Source organism: Thiomicrorhabdus heinhorstiae, from assembly GCF_013391765.2.
Lineage (GTDB): Bacteria > Pseudomonadota > Gammaproteobacteria > Thiomicrospirales > Thiomicrospiraceae > Thiomicrorhabdus > Thiomicrorhabdus heinhorstiae.
The window spans coordinates 16,939-36,077 of the sequence record NZ_JACBGI020000015.1 but is presented as its reverse complement, the minus strand read 5'-3'; the positions used below and the strand labels follow the sequence as shown (position 1 = coordinate 36,077).

The 19,139-nt window shown below is 50.2% G+C and carries 18 protein-coding genes; 10 read left to right on the top strand and 8 right to left on the bottom strand.

The window, feature by feature from the left end:
• Nucleotides 1-92 precede the first annotated feature (92 nt).
• From glyQ to H8792_RS08185, 4 genes are all read left to right on the top strand, one after another.
• The gene (glyQ, locus tag H8792_RS08200) at nucleotides 93-1,016 is read left to right on the top strand and encodes a glycine--tRNA ligase subunit alpha (protein ID WP_185978463.1); all 924 of its coding nucleotides are present in this window, start codon (nucleotides 93-95) and stop codon (nucleotides 1,014-1,016) included.
• The gene (glyS, locus tag H8792_RS08195) at nucleotides 1,016-3,088 is read left to right on the top strand and encodes a glycine--tRNA ligase subunit beta (protein WP_185978462.1); all 2,073 of its coding nucleotides are present in this window, start codon (nucleotides 1,016-1,018) and stop codon (nucleotides 3,086-3,088) included. Before glyQ ends, glyS begins: the two co-directional genes overlap by 1 nt.
• A gap of 78 nt (nucleotides 3,089-3,166) precedes the next feature.
• Nucleotides 3,167-3,709: a D-glycero-beta-D-manno-heptose 1,7-bisphosphate 7-phosphatase gene (gene gmhB / locus H8792_RS08190; RefSeq protein ID WP_185978461.1), complete on the top strand. Its 543-nt coding sequence runs from the start codon at nucleotides 3,167-3,169 to the stop codon at nucleotides 3,707-3,709.
• A gap of 15 nt (nucleotides 3,710-3,724) precedes the next feature.
• On the top strand, nucleotides 3,725-4,429 hold the full coding sequence (locus tag H8792_RS08185; RefSeq protein ID WP_185978460.1) for a lysophospholipid acyltransferase family protein: 705 nt from the start codon (nucleotides 3,725-3,727) through the stop codon (nucleotides 4,427-4,429).
• A 42-nt stretch (nucleotides 4,430-4,471) separates the two neighbouring features.
• On the opposite strand, the gene ung is transcribed toward H8792_RS08185, so the two are convergent.
• Both ung and pdxH read right to left on the bottom strand, forming a co-directional pair.
• The gene (gene ung / locus H8792_RS08180; RefSeq protein WP_185978459.1) at nucleotides 4,472-5,152 is read right to left on the bottom strand and encodes a uracil-DNA glycosylase; all 681 of its coding nucleotides are present in this window, start codon (nucleotides 5,150-5,152) and stop codon (nucleotides 4,472-4,474) included.
• 44 nt (nucleotides 5,153-5,196) lie between these two features.
• Nucleotides 5,197-5,841, bottom strand: a complete 645-nt coding sequence (gene pdxH, locus H8792_RS08175) for a pyridoxamine 5'-phosphate oxidase (protein ID WP_185978458.1) — start codon at nucleotides 5,839-5,841, stop codon at nucleotides 5,197-5,199.
• Between the two features lie 141 nt (nucleotides 5,842-5,982).
• On the opposite strand from pdxH, the gene parE reads away from it, so the two are divergent.
• On the top strand, nucleotides 5,983-7,872 hold the full coding sequence (parE, locus tag H8792_RS08170; RefSeq protein ID WP_185978457.1) for a DNA topoisomerase IV subunit B: 1,890 nt from the start codon (nucleotides 5,983-5,985) through the stop codon (nucleotides 7,870-7,872).
• On the top strand, nucleotides 7,869-8,441 hold the full coding sequence (locus H8792_RS08165; protein ID WP_185978456.1) for a hypothetical protein: 573 nt from the start codon (nucleotides 7,869-7,871) through the stop codon (nucleotides 8,439-8,441). Before parE ends, H8792_RS08165 begins: the two co-directional genes overlap by 4 nt.
• Here H8792_RS08165 and H8792_RS08160 read toward each other — a convergent pair.
• On the bottom strand, nucleotides 8,435-8,770 hold the full coding sequence (locus tag H8792_RS08160) for a PilZ domain-containing protein (RefSeq protein ID WP_185978455.1): 336 nt from the start codon (nucleotides 8,768-8,770) through the stop codon (nucleotides 8,435-8,437). The two genes, H8792_RS08165 and H8792_RS08160, sit on opposite strands and share 7 nt — an antisense overlap.
• A 138-nt stretch (nucleotides 8,771-8,908) precedes the next feature.
• Nucleotides 8,909-10,357, bottom strand: coding sequence for a protein adenylyltransferase SelO (locus H8792_RS08155; RefSeq protein ID WP_228767018.1), 1,449 nt, complete (start codon nucleotides 10,355-10,357; stop codon nucleotides 8,909-8,911).
• Between the two features lie 211 nt (nucleotides 10,358-10,568).
• On the opposite strand from H8792_RS08155, the gene H8792_RS08150 reads away from it, so the two are divergent.
• The 4 genes from H8792_RS08150 to H8792_RS08135 all read left to right on the top strand — a co-directional run bounded on the left by H8792_RS08150 (nucleotide 10,569) and on the right by H8792_RS08135 (nucleotide 14,903).
• The gene (locus H8792_RS08150; protein WP_228767017.1) at nucleotides 10,569-10,856 is read left to right on the top strand and encodes a heavy-metal-associated domain-containing protein; all 288 of its coding nucleotides are present in this window, start codon (nucleotides 10,569-10,571) and stop codon (nucleotides 10,854-10,856) included.
• A gap of 48 nt (nucleotides 10,857-10,904) precedes the next feature.
• Nucleotides 10,905-13,133, top strand: a complete 2,229-nt coding sequence (gene parC / locus H8792_RS08145) for a DNA topoisomerase IV subunit A (protein ID WP_185978454.1) — start codon at nucleotides 10,905-10,907, stop codon at nucleotides 13,131-13,133.
• A 205-nt stretch (nucleotides 13,134-13,338) separates the two neighbouring features.
• Complete coding sequence (locus H8792_RS08140; protein ID WP_185978453.1) at nucleotides 13,339-14,169, top strand: motility-associated protein; 831 nt, start codon at nucleotides 13,339-13,341, stop codon at nucleotides 14,167-14,169.
• Between the two features lie 26 nt (nucleotides 14,170-14,195).
• Nucleotides 14,196-14,903, top strand: a complete 708-nt coding sequence (locus tag H8792_RS08135) for an OmpA/MotB family protein (protein WP_185978452.1) — start codon at nucleotides 14,196-14,198, stop codon at nucleotides 14,901-14,903.
• Here H8792_RS08135 and H8792_RS08130 read toward each other — a convergent pair.
• Genes H8792_RS08130 through hemA form a run of 4 tightly spaced genes read right to left on the bottom strand, consistent with a single transcriptional unit; the run spans nucleotide 14,894 to nucleotide 18,969 of the window.
• A complete protein-coding gene (locus H8792_RS08130) occupies nucleotides 14,894-15,664 on the bottom strand; it encodes a HesA/MoeB/ThiF family protein (RefSeq protein WP_185978451.1) in 771 nt (256 codons plus the stop codon). The genes H8792_RS08135 and H8792_RS08130 overlap by 10 nt on opposite strands.
• Before the next feature lie 35 nt (nucleotides 15,665-15,699).
• The gene (gene prmC, locus H8792_RS08125) at nucleotides 15,700-16,563 is read right to left on the bottom strand and encodes a peptide chain release factor N(5)-glutamine methyltransferase (protein ID WP_185978450.1); all 864 of its coding nucleotides are present in this window, start codon (nucleotides 16,561-16,563) and stop codon (nucleotides 15,700-15,702) included.
• 6 nt (nucleotides 16,564-16,569) lie between these two features.
• Nucleotides 16,570-17,658, bottom strand: a complete 1,089-nt coding sequence (prfA, locus tag H8792_RS08120; RefSeq protein ID WP_185978449.1) for a peptide chain release factor 1 — start codon at nucleotides 17,656-17,658, stop codon at nucleotides 16,570-16,572.
• 39 nt (nucleotides 17,659-17,697) lie between these two features.
• Nucleotides 17,698-18,969, bottom strand: a complete 1,272-nt coding sequence (gene hemA, locus H8792_RS08115) for a glutamyl-tRNA reductase (RefSeq protein WP_185978448.1) — start codon at nucleotides 18,967-18,969, stop codon at nucleotides 17,698-17,700.
• Between the last annotated feature and the right edge of the window lie 170 nt (nucleotides 18,970-19,139).

Below are 19,139 nucleotides of genomic sequence, written 5' to 3'. Positions count from 1 at the left end.
AGCTCTCGAGTCGGTTTTTAGGCATTAAAAATTGCCTCGTGAAGAATTTTGAGTCCTGAAGTAGGGGCGTAAAAAGTAGAGGTTTATTAAGGGTGGCGGCACAAGCAGCAACAGATATCGGTACTTTTCAAGGGTTAATCCAGACTTTGCAAGCCTTCTGGGCAGAGCAGGGGTGTGTGGTAATGCAACCGTACGACAACGAGATGGGGGCGGGGACTTTTCATCCGTCTACATTCTTGCGTGCAATCGGGCCGGAGCCTTGGCGTGCAGCTTACGTACAGCCCTGCCGCAGACCGACCGACGGCCGTTACGGCGAAAACCCGAACCGCTTGCAGCACTACTATCAATTCCAGGTGATGTTGAAGCCGTCGCCGGACAATATTCAGGAATTGTATCTGGAATCGTTGAAAATGCTCGGTATCGACCCGCTTGAGCATGATATCCGCTTTGTTGAAGATAACTGGGAATCACCGACTTTGGGAGCCTGGGGGCTTGGTTGGGAAGTCTGGTTGAACGGTATGGAAGTCACCCAGTTTACTTATTTTCAGCAGGTTGGGGGTCTGGAGTGTCGTCCGGTAACCGGTGAAATCACTTACGGTCTTGAGCGCATCGCCATGTATCTGCAAGGGGTTAACAGCGTATACGATCTGACCTGGGTGGATGGTCCGGAAGGTAAAGTCACCTACGGCGATGTTTTTCATCAAAACGAGGTTGAGATGTCGACTTATAACTTTGAAAAAGCCGATACCGATAAATTGTTCCGTACTTTTGATGAATGCGAAGAAATTTTTGCCAAGCTGGTTGAAGATAAATTACCTTTGCCGGCTTACGAACAGGTGTTGAAAGCTTCTCACGCCTTTAACCTGCTGGATGCACGCCACGCGATCAGCGTGACCGAGCGCGCCCGTTTTATCGGTCGTGTACGCGCTATGGCCCGTCAGATTGCCGAGGCCTATTATGAAGGTCGCGAAGCGCTTGGGTTCCCGTTGGTTAAATCGCAGAAGGAGGCAAAATAATGAGTCAGATGAAACAAGCTTTTTTAGTTGAAATCGGAACCGAAGAACTGCCGCCTAAAGCTTTGAAAGGACTGAGTCAGGCGTTTGCCGACGGTATTCTTTCCGGTCTGCGGGAAGCCGAGTTGGAATTTGACGGTTTGAAAGTTTATGCCGCCCCGCGCCGTTTGGCAGTGATGCTGGAAAGTCTGCAATGCCAGCAGGCAGATAAGGTAGTCGAGAAAAAAGGACCGGCAAAGAAAGCAGCATTTGATGCCGAGGGGAATCCTACCAAAGCACTGTTGGGCTTCATGCGCGGTAGTGGTGCCGAATTAAGCGACTTGGTCGAAGTCGAGACCGATAAAGGCGCGTGGATGGCCTTTAACCAGGAAGTAAAAGGACAAGCGGCAGAAGAATTATTGCCGGAGATCGTTCGTCAATCCCTGGCGAAGTTGCCTATTCCGAAACGTATGCGTTGGGGAAGCTCGGATGTAGAGTTCGTCCGTCCGGTGCATTGGGTCTTGATGTTGTTAGGGAATGACGTCGTACCGGCTGAGATTCTTGGACATCAGACATCCAACACAACACGAGGTCACCGTTTCCACGCGCCGCAGGCAATTGAAATTGCCAAGCCGTCAGATTACATCAATACCTTGTGTACACAAGGTTATGTGCAGGCGGATTTTGCTACGCGCGCCGATATGATTCGTTTACAGGTTGAAGCTGCGGCGAAAGCGGAAGGTGGTGTTGCACAGATCGATGAAGACCTGCTGGAAGAAGTGACTGCTCTAAACGAATGGCCACAGGCGATTGTCGGTGATTTCGATGACTTATTCCTGAGCGTGCCTCAGGAAGCCTTGGTTTCAGCAATGAAAGGGCATCAGAAATACTTCCATATGCTGGATGCCGACGGTAAGCTGATGGCGAAGTTCATTACGATCTCGAATATCGAAAGCTCGAATCCTGCCTCGGTTAAGTCAGGTAACGAGCGAGTAATTCGCCCACGTTTGTCGGATGCGAAATTCTTTTGGGATCAGGATTTGAAGAATCCGCTGGATGATTTCTTGCCGCGTCTGAAGACGGTGGTTTTCCAACAGCAGTTGGGAACCCTGCTGGACAAGGTCGATCGTATGGAGAATCTTAGCGTTAAGATCGGTCGACTGTTGGGTGAAGATGCCGCTCTTTGCGAGCGCGCGGCGCATTTGAGTAAATGCGACCTGATGTCGGAAATGGTCGGCGAGTTTCCAGAGCTGCAAGGAGTGATGGGACGTTACTACGCTGAAGCGCAAAATGAAAATCCAGCGGTTTCAGAAGCCCTGGATGCTCAGTATCAACCGCGTTTTGCCGGTGACGAACTGCCGGCTTCCGGAGTGGCTCAGGCGTTAGCGATCGCCGATAAATTGGATACTATTACCGGGATTTACGGTATCGGTCAGGTGCCTACCGGTGACAAAGATCCGTTTGCTCTACGTCGTGCGGCGTTGGGTATGTTGCGTATTATGATCGAGAAATCTTTGGATTTGGACCTGGTCGAATTGATCGAAGCCGGCTTGCAACAGCACGATGGCGTCAAGATGACCGATGAGTTGGTCATGGATATTTACGATTTTATCGTATCGCGTCTGAAAGCTTATTTTGCCGATCAGGGCATCAGTGCCGAACAGTTTGAAGCGGTACGTTTCTGTCAGCCGCGTCAGCCGTTGGATTTTGCCAAGCGTATTGAAGCCGTCCAGCGTTTCAGCTCAATGGAAGAGGCTGAGAGCCTGAGTGCGGCCAATAAGCGTATCAGCAATTTGTTGAAAAAAGTCGAAGGCGACGTTTCTGCTGACGTAAATGTCGGGCTGTTTGTTGAAGCAGCAGAGGAAAACCTGTATCAAGAATTGCAGGCGCTGCAAGACAAAGTTGCCGGTTTGATCGAGAACCGTGACTATATCGCTGCCATCGGTGAAATGTCCTCAATCCGTAATACGGTCGACCGTTTCTTCGATGAAGTAATGGTTATGGCCGAGGACGAGGCGGTTCGTAATAACCGTTTGGCGCTGTTGCAGCAGATTTACCAGCTGTTCTTGCAGGTTGCAGATATTTCCCGACTGTAACAGGCTGATAATACTCGTAAGAAATTCCCGCTTCGGCGGGATTTTTTTCATTAGTGGTCGAATAACTAAGATTAAACTATGCACAAAATAATTGTTTTGGATCGGGATGGCGTCATTAACGAAGACTCGGATGCCTTTATTAAATCGGCGGAAGAGTGGATTCCGGTCGAAGGAAGCATGGAGGCGATCCGTGCTTTAAAACAAGCCGGGTGGACAGTCGCGATTGCGACCAACCAGTCAGGAATTAAACGCGGTTATTACGACCGTGCGACCTTGAGCTCGATGCATCAGAAGATGAATGATCTCTTGGAGGACTGTAAACCGGATTGGATCAGTTATTCGCCTTACCTAAGCGGCGATAATTCGCCGTCGCGAAAGCCGCAAACCGGTATGATGCAAGCGATAGAGAAGGCATTGAATGTCGATTTGAAAGGCGCTCCGTTTGTCGGAGATACGCTGGCGGACATTCAGGCGGCCCGCTCTATGTCCATGCAACCCTACCTGGTGCGCAGCGGAAAGGGAGAGCGTACGCTGGCGACGCAAGATCCAATGCTGCAGGGGGTTGAGGTTTTCGATAATTTGCAAGCGTTGGTTGAATACCTCTTGGCTCATGGAGCCTGATTGAAAGGAAAAAATATGCAGCTTATTTGGTTTTTACGTTCCTGTCTGTTTGCGGTCGGTCAGCTGACCAGTCTGGTATTTTTCTCGGTGTTGGGGCAGTTTACCCGTCCGTTCTCGTTTAAAGTTCGCTATGACGTAATGCACTACTGGGCAGTGTTCTGTGTCTGGTGGTTAAAATTAACCTGCGGTTTGCGTTATCAGGTACATGGCGCCGAACATATTAATAAAAATCAGGCAGCGGTTATTATGGCTCGCCATGAATCGGCTTGGGAGACCTTGGTTTTCCAACAAATTTTTCCGCGTCAGGCGTATGTGTTGAAAAGAGAGTTGTTGAGAATTCCGTTTTTCGGTTGGGGAATGGCGTTGCTACATCCGATTGCAATCGACCGTGGGGCAGGGCGACAGGCCTTGAAACAGCTGGTAAGCGAAGGGTCGGCACGAATTAAGAGCGGTGACTGGGTTGTGGTTTTTCCGGAAGGAACGCGCATGGCGCCGAATGAACTCGGTAAGATCAATGTCGGTGGCGCAATGATGGCGAGTCAGGCAAAGGCAACAGTTTATCTGGTGGCGCATAATGCCGGTTCTTATTGGCCGAAAAACAGTTTTATTAAGCGTCCGGGAAGTATTGATGTTTATATCAGCGAACCGCTGAATGCGGGTGAAATGAGCGTCGCCGAGTTAAATAGGGCAACGGAAGAGTGGTTTAAGAAGCACTTGTAATGATGAATCCTGTGGCGCTGCTCGTGGCTTCACCGCAGATTTCTACGGCAATTGCCAGTTTATAGGGGCTTTATTGTTCGCTTGCAGATAAGCGTTGCAGTGCGAAAAAGGTCGGCTGCCGAAAAATCCTCTATAGGCCGACAGCGGTGACGGATGCGGGCTTTCAATCACGAAATGCCGGTTCCGGTCGATCATTCGCCCTTTCTTCTGTGCATAGGCTCCCCATAATATGAACACCGTATGTTCCGTGTCGCGATTTATTTCGTCGACTATGGCGTCGGTAAACTGTTCCCAGCCTCGGTTCTGGTGAGCGTTAGGCTTGCCTGCTTCGACCGTGAGTACCGCATTGAGCAATAGAACGCCTTGATCGGTCCAAGGCTGCAAAAAACCGCTGTGTCGGTTATCCACGCCGAGATCGTCATACAGTTCCTGATTGATATTCAACAGTGATTTGGGCAAGGGGGAAACGCCGGGCTGAACCGAAAAGCACAAGCCGTGGGCGTGTCCCGGAGTCGGGTATGGGTCCTGACCCAGAATGACGACTTTCACCTTGTCGAACGGCGTACTGTTCAGGGCGTTAAACCACTGGTTTCCTTTCGGCAGGATCAATTTACCCTGCTGTTTTTCCTTCAGCAGAAAAGCTTTTAAATTCTGCATGTACGGCTGTTCGAATTGCGGTTTCAGTCTTTCCAGCCAGCTCGCTTCCAGTTGAATATCGCTCATGAAGTTCTCTATCCGTGATGACTCTGTATGCTCGTTAATCCGACTCAAGGAGCCAGTCTCTGGATTTTCCATGCGCTATTGGCACGGTAATAGCACAGTCGGTCATGCAGTCGGTTGGCTCTTCCCTGCCAGAATTCAAACAGCTGGGCTTGCAGTCGGTAACCGCCCCAGTGTTGCGGATAGGGTACTTCGATATCCCGATACTTTTCTTCAAGCTCGCTAAAGCGTGCTTCCAGCGTCTGGCGATTGTCTACCGGCGTGCTTTGCACCGAGCTGGCAGCGGCAACCTGGCTGTCATGCGGGCGCGAGTGGAAATAGTTTTCCGAATCTTGCGGGTCGATTTTCTGCAGCTCGCCTTCAATGCGGATCTGGCGATCCAGTTCAGGCCAGAAAAACAGTAGAGCGCCTTTGGAATTGTGTTCGATTTGGAACCCTTTGGCACTTTGATAGTGGGTGTAAAACACGAAGCCTTCACTGTCGAAGGATTTCAACAGTACCACGCGGCTGTGAGGCTGGCCGTTAGCATCGACAGTAGATACCGACATGGCGGTCGGATCATAAGGGATTTTTTCGACGGCTTGATCCATCCACAGGCCGAATTGACGGTAAGGGTCGGATTGCACTTGGTCTTCGTTCAGCTCGGAAGCCAGGTATTCTCTGCGCGATTGGCGGTAATCTCGATTTGGCATAATAATATGATATGATTCCGGTAGTTTTATAGAACGGCAAGCCCGGTTTCGTCAGCCTTTAAACCTCGGTTGACAGTATTTTTTACACGGTTTGAATTCCGTGCTTTTTATGTGCTCATTCTATCATTAGGAGTCTTCACTGTGAGTGAAAACTACAACGCTTCGGAAATTGAAGTTCTGACCGGTTTGGATCCGGTTCGAAAACGCCCCGGAATGTACACCGACACCACCCGCCCCAATCATTTGGCCCAAGAAGTTATCGATAACAGCGTTGACGAAGCCTTGGCCGGTTATGCCGATGAAATTCGTGTCACTCACCATGCAGACGGTTCGATGAGTATCTGGGATAACGGACGTGGTATGCCGGTCGATATCCATCCGGAAGAGGGGGTTCCCGGAGTCGAAGTGATTATGACGCGTCTGCATGCCGGCGGAAAGTTTTCCAATAAAGCCTATCAGTTTTCCGGGGGGTTGCACGGTGTCGGGATTTCGGTGGTCAACGCCCTGTCGACCAAAGTGGAAATTCAGATTCGTCGCGATGCTCAACTGTACGAGATTTATTTTGAAAACGGTGCTTTAAGTAAGCCGTTGGAAGTGATCGGCAAGGTCGGTAAAAAGAACACCGGTACCTATGTGCGTTTCTGGCCGGATGGGCACTTTTTCGATACTCCGAAGTATGCATTAAACAAGCTGAAGCATCTGCTGCGGGCAAAAGCAGTATTGAGTCCGGGTTTGAAAATCACCTTCAATGACGAAACCAATCAGGAAGCGGTGGAATGGTTTTATCAACAAGGCCTGAAAGACTATTTAAGTGACGCCTTAAGTGAAGTTGAAGCCTTTCCGCAGGAAGGGTTTATCGGCGAGGCGACCGGTGAAAATGAGGCGGTTTCCTGGGCGATGTCCTGGGTGGAAGAACCCGGCGCCGAAATGTTGATGGAGAGTTACGTCAATCTGATTCCTACTCCGCAAGGTGGAACTCACGTCAACGGTTTGCGTGCCGGAACCACCGATGCCGTTCGTGAATATTGCGAATTCCGTAACTTGATTCCGCGCGGAGTCAAAATTACTCCGGAAGATGCCTGGAACAATGTGGCCTTTGTGTTGTCGTCCAAATTGCGCGACCCTCAATTTGCCGGACAAACCAAAGAACGCCTGTCGTCGCGAGAGTGTGTGCCGTTTATTTCCGGTGTGGTTAAAGATGCCTTGAGTTTGTGGCTGAATCAGCATACTGACGTTGCAGACAGAATCGCCGATTTGGTGATTCAGAATGCCAGTCAGCGCAGTAAAAAAGCCAAGAAAATTGCGCGTAAAAAAATCACTTCCGGTCCGGCTTTGCCCGGTAAATTGGCGGATTGTGTCGATAACGACCTTAGTTTGACCGAGCTGTTTCTGGTTGAGGGAGATTCCGCCGGAGGTTCGGCCAAGCAAGCACGCGACAAAAATTATCAGGCGATTATGCCGCTGCGTGGGAAAATTCTGAATACTTGGGAAGTCGATTCTGCTCAGGTATTGGCCTCGCAGGAAATTCACGATATCAGTGTCGCGATCGGTGTCGATCCTGGCAGCGAAGATCTTAGCGGTCTGCGCTACGGCAAGGTCTGCATTCTGGCCGATGCCGACTCCGACGGTTTGCATATCGCGACCTTGATATGCGCGCTGTTTGTAAAGCATTTTCCGAAACTGGTCTCGGCCGGGCATATTTATGTTGCCATGCCGCCGCTGTACCGAATCGATGTCGGTAAACAGGTGTTTTACGCTTTGGATGAGGCGGAGCGTCAAGGGGTGCTTGATCGAATTGAAGCGGAGAAAATGACCGGGAAAATCAGTGTTACCCGCTTTAAAGGATTGGGAGAAATGAATCCGATGCAATTGCGCGAAACGACCATGTTGCCGGATACCCGGCGCCTGGTGCAGCTGCAGTTGGACGAACCGAAAGTGGTTGAGGAAATGATGGATAAATTGCTGGCGAAGAAACGTTCGTCGGATCGTAAGGTCTGGTTGGAAGATAAAGGTGATCTGGCGCAGGTATGACGAAATTAATTAGCTATATTGTGCTTGCGGCGTTCTATCTGTTCAGTCATGTAACCCACGCCGAAGTTGTCGGGGATTTTGATTTAAAGACCTATCCGGATTATCAGGGTGGCGTGCTGGAATTTGAAGCCTTTACCAAAAAGTCAGACGGCGAAGCGTTTCTGGGGATCGGCTGTTCTTCAATGTCGCCTTTTCCGCAACTGCAGCTGTTATTGTTTAATGAAAAAGAGATTATTAGCGAAACGCCGAAGCTCCTGAACGTTACCTACCGGACTTTGCCGGCGAGCTCGCCGAGAAATTCAAGTCTCTATCCTATGCAGGGTGTTTTGCAGGTGGTGGATACTGTGGACGAGCTTTCCAATAAGATTCGTTTGCAGGTTTTAACCAATCCGCAAAGAAAAACCATGGCACAAATGCAGCAGAATTACCGCGCGGTATTGGAGCAATGGTCGGCGGGAAAAGAAGTTGAGATAACTCTTTCGCATCGAACTCTGCAGAGTAAATCCTATCGTTTTTCTACCGCCGGTCTCAAGCAGATATTACTGCGCTTTCCCGAGTTGTGTTATTGAACCTTGGTTTTCTTGCCGAACTCTTTCAGGCGCTTTTTGTAGTTGAGAAAATCGTCAATCGCGTCGGAGTTTTCCGGACTGATGTTTTCGAAACTCAATTTCAGGTAAGTCCCGTGATTGGTATTGTGGCGGTAGGTGACCTTGGAAAGGATTTTTAGCGTTACAAATCGCTGATGGGCCGGGATTTCAAAAACCAGTTCTAATTCGGTACCGGGTTGTGCGCCCCGCGTGGCAATGATTCCGGCCTCGGTCGCCGATAATTCAATCAGTTTCCCTTGTGCATGGCCGTTCTTACCGATAAGTAAGGCTTTTCGATCTGTTTTAATCATTGTGTTTTTATTATCCAGATAGCTCTAAATAGAGATATTAAGTCCGCGGCAGGAGGATGGCAAGCACAGCGATTAAAAATCGCCGTCTTGTATCCGTTTACGGTGCGCAAACTTTATGATCGCCTGCGCTGGTATTTTTCAGGATGAACAGCTTAATGCAAAGCCTTTTTGGTTATTTGGCGGTGGTTGCATATAGCGATGCAGTTTCTCGGTCAATGACTCCGGGACTTGATAAGGTGTTTGTAGATATTGCATCCAGTCGGCTAGCATCTGGTGGCGTCCTTGTTGTGCTTCTTCGATGATTTCCTGCGCGATATAGTTGCGTAACACCAGTTGCGGATTGTGGCGGCTGCGAATGGAATGCGGGTCTTCCTCATCCAGCATTAATTCGGCATATTGGCCCAGCCACTTGTGCCACGCTTTGGAGTCCGGCAGATAACCGGTAAACTTCTCGTGTTCTTCACTGTCAAAATAATTGAGCAGCCGGAAAAAGTAATGAAAATCCAGTGCTGACTGATCAAGCAGAATCAGAGTGTCGGCGATAAAACCTTTATTGAGCTTTTGCGGATCACGGATGCCGAATTTCGCTGCCATCAATTCGTGATAGTGGGCGTTATAAGTTTCGATGTAACGGTCGAGTACCTTCTGCTGGATGCTTTCGCCGGCAATCGCTTCAAAAGCGCCGGCAAGTACCTGGCAGTTCCATAAACCGATATTCGGTTGCTGGCTGTAGGCGTAGCGTCCCTGAGTGTCGGTGTGGTTGCAGATATAGTGGATTTTAAAGTCATCCATAAAAGCGAAAGGTCCGAAGTCGAAAGTTTCCGCCGCTACCGACATGTTATCGGTGTTCATGACGCCGTGGCAGAAGCCGACTGCCTGCCATTTCGCCATTAATTGAGCGGTGCCTTCGATAATTTCGCTCAGCAATTGCTGGTAACGCTCTTCACCTTGCATTGTTTGCAAATGGGAATAATTATGGCGGATAACGTAATCGGCCAGCTTCTGCATACCGGCTTTGTCCTGACGTTGCGCCAGCCATTCGAAATGGCCGAAACGGATATGAGTTTTGGCGACACGAATATAGCTGGCACGGGTTTCCGGTTGTTCGCGATAAACGGTTTCCGGGCTGTGGCAAATGCTCAGACAGCGGCTGGTCGGTACTCCGAGGTGGTGCAAGGCTTCGCCAACCAGGTATTCGCGAATTGCCGAACGTAAAACGGCGCGACCGTCTCCGCGGCGGGAGAAAGGCGTCTGGCCTGAACCTTTCAGATGCAGATCCCAGCTCTGGCCTGTGGAGTCGTAAACTTGTCCTAGCAATAAGCCGCGACCGTCGCCAAGGTCGGGGTTGTAGTAGCCGAACTGATGGCCGGTGTATTTCTGGGCGACACTCTGCAGTTCGGGACTGTTTCCCGAAGTGATTTTCAGCAGGAGTTCGTCACTGAAATTTTTATCAAGCTGCTGTTGCAGTTGCCGGTTGGAGTGAAGCAGCTCGGCATGCGGTAGAGGCTCCGGAGAAATCGTTCGGTAAAAATCTTCTGGAAGATCCAGATAGTGGTTATCGATAGCTGTCATATGGTTTGTAAACATTCGGGAAATCGAAAATTTCTATTGTAGAAGAAAAATGTTTAATTCCCTAGTATTTTAGTCAGGAATTCTTTGTGGCTGTACGTTTAATTTCGGTCTAATGCCGGCGGTTTCGCTATCTCGATAAGGTGATGTTAATTCCATACGACTAAAATGTGGTAGATTAAGGTCTGCAAATTAGCTTGAGAACAGGCTCTGATCAAAGGAGGGCAGTATGATCAACTTAGCAGTCGAAAATATTAAATGCGGCGGTTGTGCCAGCCGAATTACCTCGAAGTTGCAGGAAATCGAAGGTGTCGAAAAAGTTGAAATCCATGTTGAAGAAGGCAGCGTTGCTCTACTGTTGAAAGACGAGTGCGATGACGTTGTACTGGATGAAGTTAAGGGACAGTTGAAAGTGATGGGCTATCCTTTGGCGGGAACGGTTCATGGTCTGGAATCGGCCGGTGCCAAGGCAAAATCGTTTGTCTCATGTGCCATCGGTCGTATGAGCGATGATTAGTTTCAGATTTTTATTAGGTTAAATTGAGCGTCTGATAAGGAGGCTTTGGTGTCGCAAACCACTTTAAATTACGATGGTGTCGAGCAGCGCAGTGTTGCCGAATTTACTGAAAGCGCCTATCTGGATTATGCCATGTACGTCATTCTGGATAGGGCTTTGCCGCACATCGGAGATGGCCTCAAGCCGGTTCAAAGACGGATTATCTATGCCATGTCCGAGCTCGGTTTGAAAGCCAGCTCCAAGCATAAGAAATCCGCGCGTACCGTCGGGGATGTACTCGGTAAATTTCATCCGCACGGCGACAGCGCCTGCTATGAAGCGATGGTTTTGATGGCGCAGGATTTCTCGTTCCGTTATCCGCTGGTCGACGGCCAGGGGAACTGGGGATCGATGGATGATCCGAAATCTTTCGCCGCCATGCGTTACACCGAAGCCAGACTGTCAAAATTCAGTCAGCTATTGCTCGACGAGATCGGTCAGGGGACGGTCGACTGGGCGCCGAACTTTGACGGCACTCTCGATGAACCGCGCGTTTTGCCGGCGCGAGTCCCGCATGTATTGTTAAATGGTACTTCCGGTATTGCCGTTGGTATGGCAACGGATATTCCGCCGCATAATGTCACTGAAATTATCAACGGCTGCGTTGCACTGTTGGCCAAGCCATCGACAACGACCGAAGAGTTGCTGGAATTTATTCCCGGTCCGGATTATCCGACCGATGCGCAGATTATCACTCCGCGTGACGAGTTGCTCAAACTGTACGATAGCGGTCAGGGATCGATTCGTCAACGCGCTGCTTATGAAGTCGAAGATGGCATTAATGTCGTCATTAAGGCGCTGCCTTTCCAGGTCTCCGGCGGCAAGGTATTGGAGCAGATTGCCGCGCAGATGCGTAACAAGAAGTTGCCGATGGTCGTTGATTTGCGGGATGAATCCGATCACGAAAATGCGGTTCGCTTCGTGATCGAAATGCGTTCCAAGCGCATCGATATAGACACGGTCATGAAGCACTTGTTTGCGACGACCGATCTGGAGCGTAGTTATAGAGCCAACTTCAATGTAATCGGTTTGAATGGCCGCCCGCAGGTGAAAGGCCTGAGAGCGATGCTGAGCGAGTGGTTGCTGTACCGAGTGGAAACCGTGCGTCGGCGTTTGCAGTACCGTCTTGATAAGGTATTGGCGCGCCTGCATATTCTTGAAGGGATGCTGATCGCATTTTTGAACATCGACGAAGTCATTGCCATTATTCGTGAAGAAGATAAGCCGAAACCGGCTTTAATGGCGCGCTTTGGTTTGAGCGATCTGCAGGCCGAAGCGGTTCTGGAATTGAAATTACGCCACTTGGCGCGTTTGGAAGAGATGAAAATTCGCACCGAACAGGCCGAATTGGAAGCCGAGCGTCAAAAGCTCGAAAAGATTCTGGGCAGCGAAACCCGTCTGAAAACTCAAGTGAAGAAAGAGCTGCTTAAGGATGCCGAACTGTTTGGCGACGAGCGTCGTTCTCCTCTGGTTGAGGCGGACTCGGCGCAGGCGATGAGTGAACAGGATCTGTTGCCTTCTGAGGCGGTTACTGTCGTGTTATCGGAAAACGGTTGGATTCGTGCCGCCAAAGGACATGATGTGGATGGTGAATCCTTAAGCTACAAGTCCGGCGATGCTTTCCTGGCTCAAGACAGCGGTCAAACGAGGCAGAATGCGGTATTTTTCGATAATAGCGGGCGCAGCTATTCTCTACCGGCGCACAGCCTGCCATCGGCGAGATCGCATGGCGAACCTCTGACCGGACGTTTGAGTCCGCCGACCGGTAGCAGCTTCACACAAGTATTGCTTGGCAATCCGAACGATCAAGTTATCCTCGCATCAAGTGTCGGTTACGGTTTCAAGACCAGGTTGGAGAATCTGTACTCTAAAAACAAAGCCGGTAAGGCCTCCTTAAGTCTGCCGAACGGTGCTGAAGTCTTAACGCCTGCGAAATTAAAGTCGCAGCAATGGGTATTGGTGGTGACTTCGGAACCGAGAATGCTTGTTTTCAACGAGGAGGAGTTGCCGGAATTGGCCAAAGGAAAGGGGAATAAATTAATTCAATTACCGAAAGGAGAGCGGGTGCAGGCGGTGTTTGCATTCGAGCCCGGACAGAAGCTGGCCTTGAAGTCCGGAGATTATGAAAAAGTCTTCGGGCCGGCCGCTTTGGAAGAAGCTTTTGCAAATAGAGCTAAAAAAGGCGTAAATCTGCCGAGAACCTTAAAGAGAGTTAATCAAGTCAGAGTCGTAGATTAGGCTGTGTAGTCGATGTAGTAATTGGCTGGTATGTGTTTTGCTTCTAGTGTTTTCAGCTTTTGATTGCGGCAAAAACCGCCGAAAGCGAGAAGTAATCAAGATATCAGATACGTTCGATTGATGTCTCCATTGAGGATTAGTTACGCGAAATTAGCGTCTCCACTGGCAGAAGCCGTCGGCTTCTGCCAAATAGAAGAGAAAATATATGTTAGCGAAGCCTTTCGGGATTCTGGTTATTACCCTGAGCTTTTTCGGCGGTTTTTTATTAATGGGCGGCAATTTATGGTCGCTGTGGCATCCATCGGAGCTGGTGGTTATTTTAGGCGTTGCTTTCGGGGCTTTTCTCGCCTCGACACCGGTTCATGTCTGGAAGCGGACAATCGGTTTCTTGGGGCGTTATTTCAGCGGAGAAAAAGTCAGCGCCCGTCTGTATGCAGATACGCTTGGTTTGTTGTCTGATCTGGCACGTCTGTCGCGTTCTTCGGGTGTATTGGCATTGGAAAAGCATCTGATCGAGCCGGATGAAAGCGAGATATTTCAAGAGCATAATCTGGTTCTGAAGCATCCCGACCTCAAGAAATTCATCGTCGATAATTTTAGCTATTTATTGCTTAACCCGCCGCAGAGTCAGGATTTTGACCATCATATGGATCAGCAGATCCAGGGAATCTACGGTTCCATGATGGAAGTGCCTAAATCGGTCGGCAAGCTCTCCGACTGGTTACCCGGTTTCGGGATTGTCGCCGCGGTCATGGGGGTGATTCTCACGATGGAACTGCTCGGTGGCGAAATGGATGTCGCCAAGATCGGAACGGCAATCGGTGCGGCTCTGGTTGGAACCTTGACCGGGGTATTTGTTGCTTTTGCGGTAGTGGCGCCGTTTGTGCATGCAGTGGAAGTGATGATCCGTCAGGATCGTTCTCTGTTTGAGATGTCGGCGGCATTTTTATCCGCCTATGCGAAAGGTGTTTCACCGAATCTGGCGGTCGAAATCGGTCGCCAACGCGTTCCTCCCGAATTCGAAATTCCCCGTTAGTTCAGCTGTAAACTGGTGAAGATGTAATGCGACATAGTGATCACGAAGACGGTGGAGCTCACGGAGGTTCCTGGAAAATCGCCCTTGCCGATCTGATGACCGTGCTGATGGTGTTTTTTCTGGTTCTGTGGCTGGTTTCGGTCATAGACCCCGAAGACCGCAAGGCTTTTATTAACAGTATTACCGGCGATCCGCCGATCGGTGCGGATATTGCCGACGATAAGTTGCACCCGCGACAAGACACGATCAACCCTCTCGATTTGCAGCCTCCAGCCTCGCGCGAAGAGGTTGAAGAAGTATTGCGCGAAATCGATCCGAAAGACATTTCGGTGGAAGATACTGCGGACTTTCTGAAAATCACTCTGCGTTCCGACAGCTTCTTTGAAAGCGGGCGTGCCACAATCAATGATAAAACCCGTGAAAAAGTCGAAGAGCTGGGGATTACCCTTTCGAAAGGACGGCAGCTGATTACGATTACCGGTTATACCGATAATATTCCAATCAATAATCTGCAATTTCCGTCCAACTGGGAGTTGTCGGCAGCGCGTGCTGCGACCATCGCGCGAACCTTTATCTATATGGGAATCAATCAGGGGCGCGTGACCATCGAAGGCAAGGCGGATAATGAATCGGTAGCATCGAACGACAGCGCTTACGGCCGCTCCTTAAATCGCCGGGTGGTCATTTTCGTCGACAAGAACAAGAATTTTGACGGCGACCAGCTTCAGCCGTGATCGCAACCGCATTGCCGACAATTCGGGTCGGCTTTTAAATTCAGTGTTCGAATCATCATCGAATAGGCATCGACAATCATCAGTTTGCCGTGCAGGGTCGGCAAATCCAACAGGGCTTTGATCGCTTCGATCGCTTGGATCGAGCCGACCATGCCGACTACCGGCGACAAGACGCCGCTCTGGCTGCAAGTCAGCTCCTGGCCACCATCATTCGGGTATAGACATTGATAACACGGACCGCCCGGTTTGCGGAAGTCGTAGGTGCTCAGCTGTCCTTCCCAGCGGATTGCCGCGCCGGATATCAACGGAACCTTGTTCTGTAGACAGGCGCGATTAAGTGCAAAACGTGAGGTGAAGTTATCGGTACAGTCAAGAACGACATCGGCCTGCGCAACCAGTTTCTGGATCTGTTTTTCGTCCGCTCGGCTGTTGATTGCTTCAATTTCGATAAATCGATTCAGTTGTGTCAGATTGGACTGCGCCGAAGCGACCTTCGCCTGACCGATATTGGCTTCGCGGTGGACGATTTGGCGTTGAAGATTGGAATCGTCTACTTCGTCGAAATCGACCAGCGTCAATTTACCGATTCCGGCCGCTGCCAGGTAGAGGGAGACCGGAGAGCCCAAACCGCCTAGACCGAAAATAACCGCATGCGCCTGAGCCAGTTTCAGTTGGCCGCTGTAGTCGATTTCCGGCAACAGAATCTGGCGACTGTAGCGGGATAGTTCTTCATCGTTTAATTCATTTTTTTCGAAGTTCAAGCTTGGACTCCTTAATTCTTACGGTTTTGCTGCGGTTATTCCGACATTTGTTCCGGTGCTTGACCCAGGGTAACCCGGGGATTATCACCGTAATCGCGAACCGATTGTATTTTCTCGAATCCCGCCAGCTCAAATAGTTCGGCAACCGCTTCCGCCTGATTGTAGCCGTGCTCAATCATTAACCAGCCGTGCGGTTTCAGAAAGTCTCGACTCTGTCGAGTTAGTAAGCGAATGTCGTCCAAGCCATCGGTTCCGGACGTCAGAGCGGTGATCGGTTCGAAACGCACGTCGCCTTGCTGCAGGTGCGGGTCGTTTTCTTCAATATACGGCGGGTTGGAGACGATCACATCGAATGCTTGTTCCGGCGACAGAGCGCTGAACCAGTCGCTATGAAGAAATTCTATCTCGAGCGCATGCCGTTGTGCATTGCTGAGCGCAACCTGCAGAGCATCCTTGCTGAAATCCAGAGCAGTTACTTGAGCGGCAGGGCACTCTTTTTTCAGAGCCAAAGCGATGGCTCCGCTGCCGGTTCCCATGTCGAGAAGGTGTTTTCCGCTGCCGGGAGTGAGACATTTTTGTAAAACACTTTCGACCAGCGTTTCGGTATCAGGGCGCGGAATCAAGGTAGCGGCCGTGACGTTTAACTCCATGCCCCAGAATTCGCGTGAGCCGGTTAAATGTGCGATCGGCTCTCCCGACAGTCGTTGTCGACAGAGAGCGTTGAATTCGTTCAGTTGCGCTGAATTCAGCTCTTTATCGTTCCAGGTGAATAGATAGGTGCGATTCTGCTTGAGAACGTGTGCCAGAAGGATTTCCGCATCCAACTGCGGCGAATCGGTTAACCCCAGGTCGATGAACGCCTGTTTGGCAGATCGTAGCGCACTCTCGATAGTCGGCATGGTAGCTTAATCGGATTCGCTCAGTGCGGCAAGCTGCTCGGCTTGATACTCCTGAACCAGTGGGTCGATAACCTGTTCCAGAGCACCGTTCATCACGTCTTCCAGTTTGTAGAGCGTCAGGTTGATTCGGTGATCGGTGACGCGTCCCTGAGGATAGTTATAGGTACGGATTCGATCCGAGCGATCTCCTGTTCCGACCAGACTTTTACGCTCCTTAGCGATTTCCGCATCGTGCACCTGCTGTCTGGCATCCATAATTCGCGCGGCAAGGAGTGACATGGCACGGGCACGGTTTTTGTGCTGTGAACGCTCGTCCTGACATTCAACCACGGTTCCGGTCGGCAAGTGAGTAATTCGGATTGCCGAATCGGTTTTGTTAACGTGCTGACCGCCGGCACCGGAAGCACGGAAAGTGTCGACTTTCAGGTCGGCTGGATTCAGCTCAACCTGCTCGACGTCAGGCGCTTCAGCCATAATGACCACCGTTGCCGCCGAAGTGTGGACACGGCCCTGGGTTTCGGTGGCCGGTACGCGTTGAACGCGGTGGGCGCCGGATTCAAATTTCAAACGCGAGTAAGCTCCGTCACCGATAACGCGGGCGATAATTTCTTTATAGCCGCCGTGTTCGCCTTCATTACTGTTGATGACTTCAACCTGCCAGCGCATTTTCTCGGCATAACGGCTGTACATTTTAAACAGATCCCCAGCGAAGATGGCCGCTTCGTCGCCGCCGGTTCCGGCGCGGATTTCCAGAAAGATATTGGATTCGTCCTTCGGGTCTTTCGGCAACATCATTTTTTGCAGTTCGGCTTCCAGATTCTCGATCTGCTCGTTCAGGCTTGGGATTTCTTCCTTAGCCATTTCAATCAGGTCGGCATCACCGGAGTTCAGCATCTCTTTGGCTTCTTCCAAATCGCCTTCGGTAGTTTCAAACTCGTTAAAAGTGTTAACCACCGGCGTCAGCTGCGCGTGTTCTTTCGTCAGGGCGGTAAATTTTTTCTGATCGGAAATGATTTCCGGATCGGAAATTAAGGCATTGACTTCGTCAAGGCGTTCTACCAGATGTTGCAGTTTGGTACGAATAGATGGTTTCACGGTGATAACACTCTTAAATCATATTGTGGCCGGGCACGTCTATTTATCGGACGGAGCCTGGTGGATTAATAGGGTTTCGGCGGCATCGATTAAAGAGCTGTTGCCTTCGATGCCGGCTTTGTGCAGTTGTGCAGAAGGGGTGTGAAGCAGTTTGTTGGTCAACTGATTAGCCAGTCTGGTGATGATCTGCTGTGGATCTTGACCTTGCTCCAGATGGTTCAGCGCTTGGGCCAAAGCTTCTTCTTTGATCTCGTTAGCCTGTTGGCGGTAAGTCTGAATCAGCGGCTTGACCTGGGTAAGCGCATTTTGCTGGGCGATGAAGTTATCGGCCTGAAGATCGATGATCTCTTCGGCTTCCAGTGCTGCAGTCTGACGCGATTGTTTGTTGGTTTCGATGATTTCCTGCAGGTCGTCCACGGTATACAGATAGACGTTTTCCAGCTGGCCGACCTGAGCTTCAATGTCGCGTGGAACCGCGATGTCGACCATCAGCATCGGGCTGTTCTTACGCTGTTTCAATGCTTGTGCAACTTGTGACGCGCTGAGGATGGCATTCGGGCTGCCTGTCGAACCGATTACAATATCGGCTTCGTGCAAGTGGTTGTCGATTTCGTCCAGTCGAATGGCATAGCCGGTCACGTTCTCGGCCAATTGATGAGCGCGCTCGAAAGTGCGGTTGGCAATAATCAAGTTGCCGATATTGCTCTCTTTAAGATGGCGTGCTACCAGTTCAACGGTTTCTCCGGCACCAAGCAGCATAGCGGTTTGTGAAGAAAGATCGCCGAAAAACTGCTTCGAAAGGGCAACAGCAGAGAAGGCGACCGAGACCGGGCTGTTACCGATCGCAGTGTCGGTACGAACCTGTTTGACGGTTTTGAAAATATGTTGGAACAGCGAATCCATGGTTTGGCGGACGCTTTTGTTCTGCTGTGCCAGATTGTAGGCATCTTTCATCTGTCCGAAAATTTGCGGTTCACCCAATACCAGGGAGTTCAGCCCGCTGGCAACGCGCATAATGTGTTTAACCGCTTCGATATTATCGTGACGGTACAGATACGGAGAGAGAGAGTCTTCGTTCAGTTTGAAAAAATCGTGCAGCCAGTTTTGTACCTGATCGGCCTGATTCTCGGCAGAGCAGATACCGTAAATTTCTGTTCGGTTACAGGTCGATAAAATGATACACTCGGACAGTAACTGGTGTTCCTTCAGCTCCTGAAAGGCCTGCTTGGCTAGATCTGGAGAAAATGAAACTGTCTCGCGAATATCAACCGGGGCTGTTTCGTGATTAACACCAAGTGTAAAAAGTTTCATAAATTCAAAAGCTTCGACCTGTATCGGAAATAAACGGCTTGATTCCCTTAACTAAAAGGGCTTGTCACCATGGACGGGTTCGATATCGGATTTCCCCGAAGAGCCGAATCATACAAATCGGCTACTAAAGAGGCGTAATTCTGCTAAATTATACTTTCAATTGCAAGTTT

Coding starts and splice junctions, on each gene's coding strand:
- glyS (WP_185978462.1), top strand. CDS start 1,016: ATGAGTCAGATGAAACAAGCTTTTTTAGTTGAAATCGGAACCGAAGAA.
- pdxH (WP_185978458.1), bottom strand. CDS start 5,841: ATGCCAAATCGAGATTACCGCCAATCGCGCAGAGAATACCTGGCTTCC.
- ung (WP_185978459.1), bottom strand. CDS start 5,152: ATGAGCGATATTCAACTGGAAGCGAGCTGGCTGGAAAGACTGAAACCG.
- H8792_RS08185 (WP_185978460.1), top strand. CDS start 3,725: ATGCAGCTTATTTGGTTTTTACGTTCCTGTCTGTTTGCGGTCGGTCAG.
- hemA (WP_185978448.1), bottom strand. CDS start 18,969: ATGAAACTTTTTACACTTGGTGTTAATCACGAAACAGCCCCGGTTGAT.
- gmhB (WP_185978461.1), top strand. CDS start 3,167: ATGCACAAAATAATTGTTTTGGATCGGGATGGCGTCATTAACGAAGAC.
- H8792_RS08135 (WP_185978452.1), top strand. CDS start 14,196: ATGCGACATAGTGATCACGAAGACGGTGGAGCTCACGGAGGTTCCTGG.
- H8792_RS08150 (WP_228767017.1), top strand. CDS start 10,569: ATGATCAACTTAGCAGTCGAAAATATTAAATGCGGCGGTTGTGCCAGC.
- H8792_RS08160 (WP_185978455.1), bottom strand. CDS start 8,770: ATGATTAAAACAGATCGAAAAGCCTTACTTATCGGTAAGAACGGCCAT.
- prmC (WP_185978450.1), bottom strand. CDS start 16,563: ATGCCGACTATCGAGAGTGCGCTACGATCTGCCAAACAGGCGTTCATC.
- H8792_RS08165 (WP_185978456.1), top strand. CDS start 7,869: ATGACGAAATTAATTAGCTATATTGTGCTTGCGGCGTTCTATCTGTTC.
- H8792_RS08140 (WP_185978453.1), top strand. CDS start 13,339: ATGTTAGCGAAGCCTTTCGGGATTCTGGTTATTACCCTGAGCTTTTTC.
- H8792_RS08155 (WP_228767018.1), bottom strand. CDS start 10,357: ATGTTTACAAACCATATGACAGCTATCGATAACCACTATCTGGATCTT.